The sequence below is a fragment of the Variovorax sp. P4_B10 genome, assembly GCF_056402375.1.
The window spans coordinates 1-14,356 of record NZ_JBFUHN010000083.1 but is presented as its reverse complement, the minus strand read 5'-3'; the positions used below and the strand labels follow the sequence as shown (position 1 = coordinate 14,356).

At 68.8% G+C, this 14,356-nt stretch carries 13 protein-coding genes; 8 read left to right on the top strand and 5 right to left on the bottom strand.

Annotated features, from left to right (window positions below; genetic code table 11):
* Together AC1DXX_RS27900 and AC1DXX_RS27895 are read right to left on the bottom strand one after the other, a co-directional pair.
* Nucleotides 1-462, bottom strand: a complete 462-nt coding sequence (locus AC1DXX_RS27900; RefSeq protein ID WP_478137457.1) for a (2Fe-2S)-binding protein — start codon at nucleotides 460-462, stop codon at nucleotides 1-3.
* A gap of 136 nt (nucleotides 463-598) precedes the next feature.
* Nucleotides 599-1,513 carry a LysR family transcriptional regulator gene (locus AC1DXX_RS27895; protein WP_478137456.1) on the bottom strand — a complete coding sequence of 305 codons (915 nt, stop codon included), beginning with the start codon at nucleotides 1,511-1,513 and terminating at the stop codon, nucleotides 599-601.
* Between the two features lie 180 nt (nucleotides 1,514-1,693).
* On the opposite strand from AC1DXX_RS27895, the gene AC1DXX_RS27890 reads away from it, so the two are divergent.
* The 4 genes from AC1DXX_RS27890 (at nucleotide 1,694) to AC1DXX_RS27875 (ending at nucleotide 8,812) form a co-directional block, all read left to right on the top strand.
* On the top strand, nucleotides 1,694-2,575 hold the full coding sequence (locus AC1DXX_RS27890; protein WP_478137455.1) for an alpha/beta hydrolase: 882 nt from the start codon (nucleotides 1,694-1,696) through the stop codon (nucleotides 2,573-2,575).
* Between the two features lie 152 nt (nucleotides 2,576-2,727).
* A complete protein-coding gene (locus tag AC1DXX_RS27885) occupies nucleotides 2,728-3,981 on the top strand; it encodes an efflux RND transporter periplasmic adaptor subunit (protein WP_478137454.1) in 1,254 nt (417 codons plus the stop codon).
* A gap of 40 nt (nucleotides 3,982-4,021) precedes the next feature.
* Nucleotides 4,022-7,294 carry an efflux RND transporter permease subunit gene (locus tag AC1DXX_RS27880; protein ID WP_478137453.1) on the top strand — a complete coding sequence of 1,091 codons (3,273 nt, stop codon included), beginning with the start codon at nucleotides 4,022-4,024 and terminating at the stop codon, nucleotides 7,292-7,294.
* Between the two features lie 30 nt (nucleotides 7,295-7,324).
* Nucleotides 7,325-8,812 carry an efflux transporter outer membrane subunit gene (locus tag AC1DXX_RS27875; protein WP_478137452.1) on the top strand — a complete coding sequence of 496 codons (1,488 nt, stop codon included), beginning with the start codon at nucleotides 7,325-7,327 and terminating at the stop codon, nucleotides 8,810-8,812.
* On the opposite strand, the gene AC1DXX_RS27870 is transcribed toward AC1DXX_RS27875, so the two are convergent.
* Nucleotides 8,787-9,005 carry a hypothetical protein gene (locus AC1DXX_RS27870; RefSeq protein ID WP_478137451.1) on the bottom strand — a complete coding sequence of 73 codons (219 nt, stop codon included), beginning with the start codon at nucleotides 9,003-9,005 and terminating at the stop codon, nucleotides 8,787-8,789. The genes AC1DXX_RS27875 and AC1DXX_RS27870 overlap by 26 nt on opposite strands.
* Before the next feature lie 153 nt (nucleotides 9,006-9,158).
* On the opposite strand from AC1DXX_RS27870, the gene AC1DXX_RS27865 reads away from it, so the two are divergent.
* The 4 genes from AC1DXX_RS27865 to AC1DXX_RS27850 are packed head-to-tail and all read left to right on the top strand — an operon-like array spanning nucleotide 9,159 to nucleotide 13,031.
* A complete protein-coding gene (locus AC1DXX_RS27865) occupies nucleotides 9,159-10,619 on the top strand; it encodes a cobyric acid synthase (RefSeq protein WP_478137450.1) in 1,461 nt (486 codons plus the stop codon).
* A complete protein-coding gene (gene cobT, locus AC1DXX_RS27860; RefSeq protein ID WP_478137449.1) occupies nucleotides 10,616-11,656 on the top strand; it encodes a nicotinate-nucleotide--dimethylbenzimidazole phosphoribosyltransferase in 1,041 nt (346 codons plus the stop codon). Before AC1DXX_RS27865 ends, cobT begins: the two co-directional genes overlap by 4 nt.
* A 5-nt stretch (nucleotides 11,657-11,661) precedes the next feature.
* Nucleotides 11,662-12,456: an adenosylcobinamide-GDP ribazoletransferase gene (locus AC1DXX_RS27855; protein WP_478137448.1), complete on the top strand. Its 795-nt coding sequence runs from the start codon at nucleotides 11,662-11,664 to the stop codon at nucleotides 12,454-12,456.
* Nucleotides 12,453-13,031, top strand: a complete 579-nt coding sequence (locus AC1DXX_RS27850) for a histidine phosphatase family protein (RefSeq protein ID WP_478137447.1) — start codon at nucleotides 12,453-12,455, stop codon at nucleotides 13,029-13,031. Before AC1DXX_RS27855 ends, AC1DXX_RS27850 begins: the two co-directional genes overlap by 4 nt.
* 2 nt (nucleotides 13,032-13,033) lie before the next feature.
* Here AC1DXX_RS27850 and AC1DXX_RS27845 read toward each other — a convergent pair whose 3' ends face one another.
* Nucleotides 13,034-13,945 carry a hypothetical protein gene (locus AC1DXX_RS27845; protein ID WP_478137446.1) on the bottom strand — a complete coding sequence of 304 codons (912 nt, stop codon included), beginning with the start codon at nucleotides 13,943-13,945 and terminating at the stop codon, nucleotides 13,034-13,036.
* A 106-nt stretch (nucleotides 13,946-14,051) separates the two neighbouring features.
* Nucleotides 14,052-14,356 (bottom strand): Ivy family c-type lysozyme inhibitor (locus tag AC1DXX_RS27840; RefSeq protein WP_478137445.1); only part of this gene is annotated, 305 nt, incomplete at its 5' end.

The following is a 14,356-nucleotide window of genomic DNA, read 5'->3' as shown; positions in this document are numbered from 1 at the left end:
TCAGCCCTGCAGCGCGCGTGCCGCGTCATGGATGGCCGCGCGGATGCGCACGTAGGTCGCGCACCGGCAGATGTTGCCGTTCATCGCGAGGTCGATGTCGCGGTCGGTCGGCTTCTTCACTTCCTTCAGCAGCGCCACCGCGCTCATGATCTGGCCCGACTGGCAGTAGCCGCACTGCGGCACGTCGCGCGCGATCCACGCGGCCTGCACCGCCTTGGCCTCGCGGCTCGTTGCGCCTTCGATGGTGGTGATGGCGCGCTTGCCGACCGCGGAGACCGGGATCGAGCAGGAGCGCAGCGGCTGCCCGTCGATGTGCACGGTGCAGGCGCCGCACTGGGCTACGCCGCATCCGAACTTCGTGCCGGTCAACTGGAGGTGGTCGCGCAGGACCCAGAGCAGCGGCGTATCGGCGTCCACGTCGACGCGCCGCGTCTTTCCGTTCACTTGGATCTGATGAATCATGGCTCCCCTTTGCGTGGGTGGCTAGATAAAAAGAACTACCTGGCCCGAGCGCTTCCTGGCGATATCACCCGAGGCGCCGTGCGGCCTCGGTCGGTGTACCTTTTCCGGCTTGCAGATGCAAGTGACGCAAGCGCGTTCAACGGCGTTGCAGCCGCGGGTTCTTGGCGAACAGCTCGGCGGCCCAGTCCACGAACGCTCGCACCTTGGCGCTCAGGTGGCGGTTCGGCGGATAGACGACGTGGATCGGCAGCGGATCGCGGTGCCAGTCGGGCAGCACCTCGATCAGCTCGCCGCTTTCCAGCAGCGGCTCGGCCATGAAGGTGATGCACTGCGAGATGCCGAAGCCGCCGAGCACCGCCGCGATGTGGGCGTTGCTTTCGTTGACCGACACGCGGTAGGGCCCGTTCAACTCGATGCGCTCGTCGCCCTTCTGGAACTCGTGCGGGTAGATGCGCCGGGTGGTGCCCGAGAAATAGCTCACCACATGGTGGCGCTTTTCGATGTCGTTCGGGTGCTGGGGCATGCCGTAGCGCTTGATGTAGGCGGGCGAGGCCACCGTCGCGAAATGCAGTGTGCCGATGCGCCGCGCCACCAGCGACTGGTCGCTGAGCTCGCCGGCACGGATCACGCAGTCGACGTTGTCGCTGATCAGGTCGACCGTGCGGTCGCTCACACCCAGGTCGACCTGGATGTCGGGGTAGCGGTCGCAGAAGCTGGCCAGGTTGGGCAGGATGATCTGCCTCGCCACCGACGTGCCCACGTCGATGCGCAGCCGCCCCGTGGGGCTGGCCTGCGCATTGGTCATGCTGGCTTCCATGTCGTCGAAGTCGTTCAGGAGGCGCGCCGCGCGCTCGAAGTAGGCCGCGCCGTCGGGCGTGACCGTGACCCGCCGCGTGGTGCGGTTGAGCAGCTTGACGCGCAGGCGCGATTCCAGCGCCTGAATCTGTTTGGTGACCGTGCCTTTGGGCAGGGCGAGCGAATCTGCCGCCCGGGTAAAAGTGCCGGCTTCCACCACGCGGACAAAGATCCGCATTGCCTGGATCTGATCCATTGAATGCCTGTTCTGGGGGCCCGGCCGATACCGGGGGGAGCGGATTCTCACACAAGCAGCTAACCCCCAGCGATTGCCCGATTGTTAGCGGTTTGGAAACAGAGTAGGGGCATGTTCCCTGTTTCATGCCGCACAGGGCGCCTTATATTTCAACCATCGCCCATCCCCCTGAGGTCGCCCATGTCACCCGTTCCATCGTCCCGTTCTGCCGAAGCTGCCGTTGCTGGCGCGGCACAAGGCGTGGAAGCCGATCTGTCGATCGCGCTGCCCGGTCGCGAACCGGTGGCCGCCCGTGTCTACGGACAGCGCCCCAAGGGTGAAACGGTGCCGCTGGTGCTGCACTTCCATGGCGGCACCTTCGTGTGCGGTGGCCTGGACAACGGACGCAACGTGGCACGGCTCCTGGTCGGCGCGGGCGCCGTGGTGGTCTCGGTGGCTTACCCGCTGGCACCCAAGTCGCCATTCCCGGAGCCGATCGAGGTGGGCTACGCCGCCCTCGAGTGGCTCTACAAGCAGCGCACCAAGTTGGGTGGCAAGGGCGCGCTGGTCTACTTGGCCGGCGAGGAAGCCGGTGGCAACCTGGCTGCTGCGGTCGCATTGATCGCCCGCGACCGGGCCCATCCGCCACTGGCGGGCCAGATCCTGCTGTCGCCCATGCTCGACCCGTGCGCAGGCACCGCGTCGCTGCGCAAGGCAACCAACGATGCGGCCGAGTGCCGCTGGGCCAGCGGCTGGGAGAAGTACCTGAGCTGCCCGTCGAACGCCACGCACCCCTATGCGGTGCCGAGCGGATCGCTCCGGCTCTCCGCCCTGGCGCCCGCACTGGTGCTGGTGGGGCAGGACGACGCGATGCGCGACGAGGCGATGACCTTTGCGGGCCGCCTGCGCGCAGCCGGCATCGAGGTCACCAGCAGCGTGCTGCCCGGCGCATCGAACTGGCCCAAGGCGCTGTACGACCCCGAAGCCTCGGGTTGTGCCGCCTGCGAAGCCAGCGTGCAGCAGCACTTTCGCGAGTTCTTCAGCGCGACCACGCCGCCCCCTGCGGTCCCTGAGCCCAGCTAGACCCGCAAGAGTCGGCAACGCCCACTGACGACAGCCGCCGTCTCTTCTGAGGCGGGTGTCCGGCCCTCTTATTCCGAATTCCGCCTCCTGGTGCCAAAAGCGCCGGGGTGGCCTGTTGCATCCCAAGAAGTCATCGAGAAGGACGAAACATCATGTCGAACAACAATCAAAAACTGTCTTCCGCCGCCCGCAAGGGCCTGTGGCCCGCCGTGACCGGCCTGACTGCGCTGCTGGCGGTGGCCGCCGCGGTGCTGGGCATGCACAGCTTCAAGGCCGAGGCCACGGCACCGGCCGCGGCGCAACAGGGCACGCCGGTGTCGGTTGCCGCCGTGGCTTCGAGCGAGATCAATGCCTGGGACGAGTTCTCGGGCCGGCTCGAGGCGGTCGAGCGCGTCGACGTGCGATCCCGCGTGGCGGGCGCCGTTCAGGCGGCGCACTTTCGTGAAGGCGCGCTGGTGAAGCAGGGCGACCTGCTGATCACCATCGACCCCGCGCCGTACGCCGCCGAGGTGGAGCGTGCCGAAGCGCAGGTCGCATCGGCCCAGGCCCGCCAGTCGTTCAGCCGCAGCGAGCAGGAACGTGCCAAGCGCCTGTGGGACGAGCAGGCCATTGCCCAGCGCGAGTACGACGAGCGCGTGAACGCCGGCCGTGAAGCAGAAGCCAACCTGCGCGCCGCGCAGGCCTCGCTGCAATCGGCCCGCCTGAACCTGGGCTACACCCAGGTGCGGGCGCCGGTGTCCGGCCGCATCGGCAAGATCGAAGTGACGGTGGGCAACCTGGTGGCCGCAGGCCCCGGCGCACCGGTGCTGACCACGCTGGTGTCGGTGAGCCCGATCTATGCGAGCTTCGATGCCGACGAGCAGGTGATCACGCGGGCCCTGAAGGACCTGCCGGCCAACGCCGGTGCGCGCGGCCAGATCGACACGATCCCCGTGCAGATGGGCACCGCCGGCCTCGACGGCACGCCCTTCACCGGCAAGCTGCAGCTGATCGACAACCAGGTCGATGCCCGCAGCGGGACCGTGCGCGTCCGCGCTTCCTTCGACAACAAGGACGGCGCGCTCATCCCCGGCCAGTTCGCCCGCATCCGCATGGGCCAGGCCCGCAACGACACCGCACTGCTGGTGAGCGAACGCGCCATCGGCACCGACCAGAACAAGAAGTTCGTGATGGTCGTCGGCGAAGACAACAAGGCCGTCTACCGCGAAGTGGCGCTTGGCGCATCGATCAACGGACTGCGCGTCGTGAGCAAGGGCCTGAAGGTCGGCGATCGCGTCGTGGTCAATGGCCTGCAGCACATCCGCCCCGGTGCGCTGCTGGCGCCGCAGACCGTGACGATGGACGCCAAGGCGGACGCGACGAAGCAACAACAACCGGAACGCGTGGCCGAGGCCGCAAAGTCCTGATCACGGAGGGGAGCGCCCTGGCGCTCGCCGGAGAACCATCATGAATCTCTCAAAATTCTTCATCGACCGGCCGATCTTTGCCGGCGTGCTGTCGCTACTGATGCTGATAGCCGGCCTGATCGCGCTGCGCGGGCTGCCGATTTCCGAGTACCCCGAAGTCGCGCCGCCCTCGGTGGTGGTGCGCGCCCAGTACCCGGGCGCCAACCCGAAGGTGATCGCTGAAACGGTGGCCACGCCGCTCGAAGAGCAGATCAACGGCGTCGAAGGCATGCTCTACATGGGCAGCCAGGCGACCACCGACGGCGTGCTCACGCTCACCGTCACCTTCCGCCTCGGCACCGATCCCGACAAGGCACAGCAGCTCGTGCAGAACCGCGTCTCGCAAGCCGAGCCGCGCCTGCCGGAGGAAGTGCGGCGCCTGGGCATCACGACCGTCAAGAGCGCCCCTGACCTGACGATGGTGGTCCACCTCGTCTCGCCGAACAACCGCTACGACATCAACTACCTGCGCAACTACGCGGTGCTGAACGTCAAGGACCCGCTCGCGCGCATCGAAGGCGTGGGCCAGGTGCAGATCTTCGGCGGCGGCGACTACTCGATGCGCGTCTGGCTCGACCCGCAGAAGGTCGCGCAGCGCGGCCTCTCGGCGAGCGATGTGGTGGCTGCCATCCGTGGTCAGAACGTGCAGGCCGCGGCCGGCGTGGTCGGCGCTTCGCCGGGCCTGTCGGGCGTGGACATGCAGCTCTCGATCAATGCGCAAGGGCGCCTGCAGAGCGAGGAAGAGTTCGGCGACATCATCGTCAAGAGCGGCACCGACGGCGCCGTGACCCGCCTGCGTGACATCGGCCGCCTCGAAATGGGCGCCGCCGACTACTCGCTGCGTTCGCTGCTCAACAACGACCCGGCCGTCGGCATGGGCGTGTTCCAGGCACCGGGCTCCAACGCGCTCGACATCTCGTCCAACGTCCGCAAGACGATGGCCGAGCTCAACAAGAATATGCCCGAAGGCCTGGAATACCGCATTGCGTATGACCCGACGCAGTTCGTGCGCGCGTCCATCGAATCGGTGATCCACACGCTGCTCGAAGCCATCATGCTGGTGGTGCTGGTCGTGATCCTGTTCCTGCAGACGTGGCGCGCGTCGATCATTCCGCTGCTGGCCGTGCCGGTGTCGGTGATCGGTACCTTCGCGGTGCTGCACGTCCTCGGTTTCTCGATCAATGCACTGAGCCTGTTCGGGCTGGTGCTGGCCATCGGCATCGTGGTGGACGACGCCATCGTGGTTGTGGAGAACGTCGAGCGGAACATCGAGGCCGGATTGACGCCGCGTGAAGCGACGTACCGGGCGATGCGCGAAGTGTCCGGGCCCATCATCGCGATCGCGCTGGTGCTGGTGGCCGTGTTCGTTCCGCTGGCTTTCATCAGCGGCCTCACGGGTCAGTTCTACCGCCAGTTCGCGGTGACGATCGCAATCTCGACGGTGATCTCGGCGATCAATTCGCTGACGCTGTCGCCGGCGCTCGCCGCCTTGCTGCTGCGCGGCCATGACGCTCCCAAGGACGCACTGACGCGCGGCATGGACAAGGCCTTCGGCTGGCTGTTCCGCGGCTTCAACCGCCTGTTCCATCGCGGCTCCGAGGCCTACAGCGGCGGCGTGAAGAACGTGATCTCGCGCAAGGCGCTGATGCTGGCGATCTACGTCGCGCTGATCGCCGTGACCTTCGGTCTCTTCAAGGCCGTGCCCGGCGGCTTCGTGCCGGCGCAGGACAAGCAATACCTGATCGGTTTTGCCCAGCTGCCCGACGGCGCCACGCTCGACCGCACCGACGAAGTGATCCAGCGCATGGGCGAGATCATGAAGAAGAACCCGAACGTGGAAGACGCCATCGCCTTCCCGGGCCTGTCGATCAACGGTTTCACCAACAGCTCGAACTCGGGCATCGTGTTCGCCACGCTCAAGCCCTTCGACCAGCGCAAGCGCCCCGACCAGAGCGGTGGTGCGGTGGCGGGCCAGCTCAACGGCGCGTTCTCCAGCATCCAGGACGCATTCATCGTGATGTTCCCGCCGCCACCGGTGGCGGGCCTGGGCACCACGGGTGGCTTCAAGCTGCAGATCGAAGACCGCGCCTCGGTCGGCTACGACCAGATGGACCAGGCGGTGAAGGCCTTCATGGCCAAGGCGTACGCCACGCCCGAACTGACCGGCATGTTCACGAGCTGGCAGGTCAACGTGCCGCAGCTCTACGCGGACATCGATCGCACCAAGGCCCGCCAGCTTGGCGTGCCGGTGACGGACATCTTCGACACCATGCAGATCTACCTCGGTAGCCTGTACGCCAACGACTTCAACAAGTTCGGCCGCACGTACTCCGTGCGCGTCCAGGCCGACGCGCCTTACCGCGCCCGTGCCGAAGACGTGGGCCTGTTGAAGGTGCGTTCGACCTCGGGCGAAATGGTGCCGCTGGCCGCGCTGATGAAGGTCAATTCGACCTTCGGCCCGGAACGCGCCATGCGCTACAACGGCTACTTGGCAGCCGACATCAACGGCGGCCCGGCGCCCGGCTATTCCTCGGGCCAGGCGCAGGATGCGATCACCAAGATCGCGGCCGAGACGCTGCCCAAGGGCGTGAGCTTCGAGTGGACCGAGCTGACCTACCAGGAAATCCTGGCCGGCAACTCAGCCTTCCTGGTGTTCCCGCTGGCGATCCTGCTGGTGTTCCTGGTGCTTGCCGCGCAGTACGAAAGCCTGACGCTGCCGATCGCGATCATCCTGATCGTGCCGATGGGCATCATGGCCGCGATGACGGGCGTATGGATATCGGGGGGTGACAACAACGTCTTCACGCAGATCGGGCTGATCGTGCTGGTGGGGCTGAGTGCGAAGAACGCGATCCTGATCGTGGAGTTCGCACGGGAGCTGGAGTTTGCGGGCCGGACACCGATCCAGGCCGCGATCGAAGCCAGCCGCCTGCGCCTGCGCCCGATTCTCATGACCTCGCTGGCCTTCGTGATGGGTGTGCTGCCCCTCGTGCTGTCGACCGGCGCGGGCTCGGAAATGCGCAAGGCCATGGGCGTGGCGGTGTTCGCCGGGATGATCGGCGTGACGGCCTTCGGCCTGTTCCTGACGCCGGTGTTCTATGTGCTGCTGCGCCGCCTGGCGGGCAACCGGCCACTCAAGCTGCATGGCGAAGTGCCGCATGGCGAGGAGTTCGTCTCGGCGGGCCATCCGGCGCCGTCCCATGGCGGTTCCGGCGGTGGCGGGCTGCACCCGGTGCCGGCCTCGCCGCGTCCTTCGCACGAGTCGCATGACTGATCGCGCAATCGATCCAGAAGAAAGTTCATCATGAAATTCGCATTCCAACCTTTGGTTCGCAGCGCTCTGCTGCCGCTGGTGGCGGCCCTGGCGCTGGCCGGTTGCGCCACCGTGCCCTCCGGCGTGCCGGAGATCCAGACCACCGCCCAGTTCAAGGAGCAGGGCGCTACGCCGCCCGCCGGCTTCACGCGGGCGCTGCCTTCGGAAGCGCAGGCGCGCGGCGCCTGGTGGCAGGCGTTCAACGACCCGGTGCTCGATGCGCTGGTCGAGAAGGCCGACGTCAACAACAACAACATCCAGGGCGCTGCCGCCCGGCTGGCCGAGGCCCGTGCGCTGGCGCGCAGCGCCAATGCCGACCGGCTGCCGCAGATCGGCCTCGGGGCGGGCGCCAACCGCGGCGCCGGTCTCGACAAGGCCACGGCGAGCACGAAGCCGGGCACGATGACCAACATCGGCGCCACGTTCTCCTACGAGGTGGACCTGTTCGGCCGCCTTTCGGGCGCCAGCAACGCGGCCAAGCTCGACGCCGCGGGCCGTGAAGGCCTGCTGCAGAGCACGCGGCTCGCGGTGCAGGCCGAGGTGGCGCAGACGTACCTGCAACTGCGCGCGCTCGACGCCGAGCGTGCGCTGATGCGCGAAACGGTCGAAGCCTACAGCTACACGCTGCGCCTGACGCAGCGCCGCCAGGCGGCCGGCGACATCGCCGAGCTCGACGTGGCGCGGGTGCAGACCGAGGTGTCGTCCACCGAATCGGATGCGCTGGCACTCGACCGCCAGCGCGCCCAGGTCGAGCATGCGCTCGCGGTGCTGGTGGGCGATTCGGCCTCCAGCTTCGGCGTGCGCACCGACGAATGGGCGACCGCGCTGCCGGCCATTCCGCCCGGCGTGCCGGGCACCGTGCTCACGCGCCGGCCCGACGTGTCGGCCGCGCAGAACGCAGTGCTGGCGGCGCAGGCCCGGGTGGGCGTGGCGCAAGCCGCGTGGTTCCCGGACATCTCGCTGACCGGTGCGGCCGGCTATGCCTCGCCCGAGATCGGTGACCTGTTCAAGTGGTCGGCCCGTTCGTGGGGCGTGGGCGCGCTGCTGTCGCTGCCGATCTTCGACGGCGGCCGCCGCGAGGCTGGCGTGCAGGGCGCCAACGCCCAGCTCGACGGTGCGCTGGCCAGCTACCGGACCCAGGTGCTGGTGGCGTTCCAGGAGGTCGAAGACCAGCTGGCCGCGATCCGCATCCTGCAGGAGCAGTCGACGGTGCAGGCCAAGGCGGTGTCGTCGGCCCAGCGGGCGACGAGCCTGTCGGACACGCGCTACCGCAATGGCTACATCAGCCAGCTCGACCTGCTCGACGCACGCCGCAGCGAATTGCGCAACCGGCGGCAGGCGCTGCAGGTGAAGTCGGCGCAATACCAGGCGGCCGTGGGCCTGATCCGCGCGATCGGTGGAAGCTGGGAAGTGCCGGCCGCGACGGCTTCGGCGCCGGATGCCCCGGACGCGGCTAGGCAGAAGGTCGCGACGCGCTGATCTTCTGCAGCTCCGCAACGCCCATCGCCAGGGCGTTGGAGTAGCTGGCCTGCGGTTTGGCGGCCGAGCGGTACACCCGGTAGTCGAGTGCGTCGGCGTGGCCGTTGTGGTCGAGGGCTTCGAGCAGGGTCCAGAAAAACAGGCCCGGCTCGCGTTCCTCGACGGTGAGCGCCAAATCGTTGAGGGCTGGCATGGGTCCGTGGTCGCAATGCATTGATATGCCTTGTATACGGACAAACGGTGCCCGCGGATTCAAAACGCAACCGCATCCCCGACGGCATGCGTGAAGGATGCCGCATTTTGGCCGGTTGATTCGGGCGCCCCGGCGCTCAACGACAATTCGCGCATGAGTTCAACGGCGAGAAGCAGGCCGGCGCGGTGCGTCATGGTCCTGGGCACCACCAGCGGAGCCGGCAAGAGCTGGCTGGCCACGGCGCTGTGCCGCTGGTATGCGCGGCAGGGGCTCAAGGTGGCGCCTTTCAAGGCGCAGAACATGAGCAACAACGCCCGCGTGGTCGACGGCGGCGAAATCGGCAGCGCCCAGTATTTCCAGGCCCTGGCCGCCAACGCCGTGCCCGACGTGCGCATGAACCCGCTGCTGCTCAAGCCCGAGCGCGACACCCACAGCCAGGTGGTGCTGATGGGGCAGGTGAGCGAGGCGCTCTCCGCCTTGCCCTGGCGCGGGCGCAGCGAGCGCGTCTGGCCGCAGATTGCGCAGGCGCTCGATGAGCTGCGCGCCGAGAACGACGTGGTGGTGATCGAGGGCGCGGGATCGCCGGCCGAGATCAACCTGATGGCCAGCGACATCGTCAACCTGCGCGTGGCCCGCTACGCCGAGGCCCGCTGCCTGCTGGCGACCGACATCGACCGCGGCGGCGCCTTTGCCCACCTCTACGGCACCTGGGCGCTGCTGCCCGAGGCCGACCGCGCGCTGCTGTACGGCTTCGTGCTCAACAAGTTTCGCGGCGATGCCTCGCTGCTCGCGCCGGCGCCGGAGAAGCTGCAGGCGCTGACCGGCGTGGCCACCGTCGCGACGCTGCCGATGTGGTGGCAGCACGGCCTGCCCGAAGAAGACGGCGTGTTCGACGACCGCAGCCGCTCGAGCGGCAAGGTCACGCGGACGGTGGCGGTCATCGCCTACCCGCGCATCAGCAACCTCGACGAATTCCAGTCGCTCAAGAACGTGCCCGGCGTGCGCCTGGTCTGGGCGCGCACGCCGGCAGATGTGGCCGCAGCCGACTGGATCGTGCTGCCGGGCTCCAAGCACACGAGCGGCGACCTGGCCTGGTTGCGCGCGCAGGGGCTGGACCGTGCCGTGGCCGAGCATGCCGCCCGGGGCGGCGCGGTGCTGGGGATTTGTGGCGGCCTGCAGATGCTGGGCGAAGCGCTGGTCGATCCGCATGGCATCGACGGCAATGCCCCGGGCCTGGGGCTGCTGCCGCTGGTGACGGTGTTCGAGCGCGAGAAGACGGTGCGCCACCGCAGGGCCACCTTCGGCACGCTGACCGGCAGCTGGGCCGCGCTGTCGAACGTGCCGATGGCCGGCTACGAGATTCACCACGGCCAGACCGCCGCGCATCCCCAGATGGCGCAGGACGGCCATGCCGTGATGCCCGAGGGGCTGGCTTGGCAGAACGCGCGCGGCAACGTGCTCGGCCTGTACCTTCATGGCCTGTTCGAGGATGCTGCGGTGTTGCATGCGCTGTTCGGCGCTGCCGCCCCCACGCTGGACAGCACCTTCGACGGCCTGGCCGATTTCATCGACACCCATTTCGACGCCGACGTCCTCGCCGGCCTGATTGCATGAACGAGACGATTCCCTCCATTTCCGACATCACCGATGCCTCGCTCGCGGCGCGCCTGCAGAGCGCGATCGACAACAAGACCAAGCCGCTCGGCGCGCTCGGCCGGCTCGAAACGCTGGCCCTGCGGATCGGCCTCATCCTGGGCAGCGAAGCCCCGATGCTCGAAGCGCCGCAGATGCTGGTCTGCGCGGGCGACCATGGGCTGGCGGCGCGTGGCGTCTCGGCGTATCCGAGCGATGTGACCTGGCAGATGGTCGAGAACTTCCTGGCCGGCGGCGCGGCGGTCAGCGTGCTGGCGCGCCAGCATGGGCTGGCGCTGACCGTGGTCGATTGCGGCGTGCGGCGCGACTTTCAGGCCCGCCCGGGGCTGGTGTCGCGCCGGATCGCCGCCGGCACGGCCGATGCGTCGGCCGGCCCGGCCATGACGGCCGGGCAGTGCGCGCAGGCCATCGCCAACGGGCGAGAGGTGGTGCGCGTGCTGCCGGGCAATGCCTTGCTGCTCGGCGAGATGGGCATCGGCAACAGCTCGTCGGCGGCGCTGCTGCTTTCGCGGCTCGCGGGGCTGGACATCGGCGCCTGCACCGGCGCCGGCACCGGTCTCGACGCGGCGGGGCTGGCGCGCAAGCGGGATGTGCTGCGCGAAGTGCTCGCGCGCCATGCCGCCGCGATCGCGCCGCTCGACGCGCTGGCCGCGTTCGGCGGCTTCGAGGTCGCCACGCTGGTCGGCGCCGTGCTGCAGGCGGCGCAGGAACGCCGCGTGATCGTGGTCGACGGCTTCATCGCCAGCGCCGCGGTGCTCGTCGCCCAGGCGCTGCAGCCGCATGTGACGCAGCGCTGCGTGGCCGCGCACAGCTCGGCAGAACCGGGGCACACGCTGCTGTTGCAGCACCTCGGGCTGGCGCCCCTGCTGAACTTGGACCTGCGCCTCGGCGAAGGCTCCGGCGGCGCGCTGGCCTGGCCACTGCTCGAATCGGCCTGCCGGATCCTGCGCGAGATGGCGAGCTTCGAGGCGGCAGGCGTGTCGCGCAAGGACATCTGAACAAGATGAACGGCGTTCGCCACTTTCTGCTGGCGCTGCAGTTCTTCACACGGGTGCCGGTGACGGGCACGCTGGCGGCATGGGTCGGTTTCAGCCCGCAGATGCTGAGGGCGAGTGCGGCGCATCTGCCCGGCATCGGGTGGCTGGCGGGTGGTGTGGCCGCGCTGGTCTTCGTGGCCGTGGGTGCCGGATTGCCGGGCGTGGCGGGCGCTTTCGCAGCGGCGGTGCTGAGCACCGTCGCCACCGTGATGCTGACCGGTGCCTTCCATGAGGACGGGCTGGCCGACGTGGCCGACGGCCTGGGTGGTTCGGCCAACCGCGACAGGGCGCTGGAGATCATGAAGGACTCGCGCATCGGCGCCTTCGGCGCGGTGGCGCTGGTGCTGGCGCTGGGCCTCAAGTTCGCGCTGCTCGCCACGCTGGCCGGGCGGGGGCTGGAGGTCGTGGCCGTTGCCATCGTCGGCGCGCATGTGCTGTCGCGGCTGGCGCCGCTGTTCCTGATCCGCTGGCTGCCCTACGTGGGCGACAGCGGAGCGAGCAAGGCGAAGCCGCTGGCCGATGCGATCGGCAGCGGGGCGCTGGTCATCGCCGTGGTGTGGTCGGTTCCCGCCGTGGCGCTGCTGCTGTGCGCGCATGACGCCGTGCATGTCGGTGCTGCGCTGCTGGCGGTCGCTCTGGCCGCGGCATGGATGGCGCGGCTCTTCCTGCGGCGCCTGCAGGGCTTCACGGGGGATGGCCTGGGCGCCACCCAGCAGGTCTGCGAGTTGGCGATCTACCTCGTGCTCGCCTGGCAGGCATGAACGACACCGGCGGAAAAAAACTCTGGCTGCTGCGCCACGCGCCCGTGCTTGCGGTGCCCGGGCTTTGCTACGGTGCCACCGACCTCGAAGCGGAGGCGGAAGCCACGCTGGCCGCCGCGCAACGCATCGCGCCGTTGCTGCCTGCCGGCGTCGTGCTGCGCAGCTCGCCGCTGAGGCGCTGTGCCGCGCTGGCCGACGCCATCGCGGCATTGCGTCCGGGGCTGGCGGTGCAGCACGACGCCCGCCTGGCCGAGATGAACTTCGGCGCCTGGGAAGGGCTGCCGTGGTCCGCCATCGCACGAGGAGATTTCGAGGCCTGGACCGGCAATTTCGCCGAGGCGCCTGCCGGTGTTCATGGCGAGAGCGTGCGCGTCTTCATGCAGCGCGTGGCGGCCGCGCACGACGAGTGGCTGGCGGGTGGGGAGAACACGCTGTGGGTCACGCATGCCGGCGTGCTTCGCGCCGTGACGCTGTTGCAGCGCGGCATCCGCTGCCCCGAAGCCGCCACCGACTGGCCCGCCGGCGAACTGGCGTTCGGCGGCTGGCTGACCTTCGAGCGGCCCTCGGCCGGCTGAGGCTACCGCCGTGCGAACCACAGCTCGAAGTGGTTGAAGCGCACGTTGCCGCACAGCTTCGAGGCCAGTTCGGTCATCGCCGGCGCCGGATTCACCTGGCTGGCGCTGGCCGCCCGCACGCGCTCCAGCGCGGCGGGCGACACCTTGTCCTTGCAGTAGCGCACGCTGTTCTGCTGTGGCGTGTTCTGCGCCGGCACCAGCTCGATGCCGGGCACGATCAGCCCGGCCTGGCGCAGCCCTTCGGACGCCCGGGTCGCGGCCGGCCAGTCGGCCCGGTCGCCGACCTGCAGATAGATGCGCACCGGCAGCGAGGCGCTGTCCAGCGCTGCGGCCACCAGGCTGGGCGCCGCTGCCGCCGGGGCCGGCTCGGCGGCAACGGCGGCCGCGGCCGGCGTGCCCCACGCCTGCATGGCCGAGAGGCCGGCCTTGTCGAAGAAGCTGTAGATGGCCTGGCTGGCCACGCGCTCCTCGGGCGTGGCGTTGGGGCGGTTGCCGGCTTCGGCCGTGCTCCTGAACAGCGCAACGATCTGGCCGGACACCTGCTTGTCGATCCCGTCGCCGGCCGAGAGGCTGTTGAGCAGGACGATGGCCATGTCCACCTGCGGCCGCTTGTCGGAGGTCAGCAGCGGGCCGAGCTTGAGCAGCATGTCCGCGTCGCGGCGGCTGCGTTCGGCGAGCTCGCGGCGCGCGATGTCTTCCTGGTCCAGATAGCGCTGCAGCTTGGTGAACCCCGTGGCGACCAGGCCCGCGAGCACGGTCGTCAACAGCCAGAAACCCACCTTGGAGTCGCCGAAGTCCGAGAGACGGGCCATCAGCGTCGGCGGCTCCTTCGGTGCAGCGAGGGACTTGCGCACCTCGACACGGAAATACTCTTCGTCGCGAATGGCCTGCTGTTGCTCGGGCGTGAGTGCCATGGCTTCTGCCTCCTCCACGGTCGGTGGTGGCGTGCAGTGTCTGCCTCTGCCGGCCGTTGCACATCCATCATTCGTGGTAGTGCGTTGGGGGGCGCCCCCGGTCAGGTCAGTTCTTCTGTCGCCACTGCTCCCGCCAGAGCTTTTCCAGCTGCGGTGCCAGCGCCTGCGGCGGCGCGCCCACGAGGCTGTTCTTGCCGTTGCGCTGCACGAGCCCGTAGATGCGTCCCGAGCCCTGGTCGTAGAGCGCGACTGCATTGTTGTCGTGGCAGTCGTGCGGTTTGCAGAAGGCATGCAGCACGTAGCGCGTGCCATCCACGGTGACCCATTGCGGCTCGGGCGCCGGGCCTTCGCGGCGCACCAGCCAGGGGTCGTTTTCGCGGGGGCCCAGCGCCGCGCGCCAGGCCTTCTGCA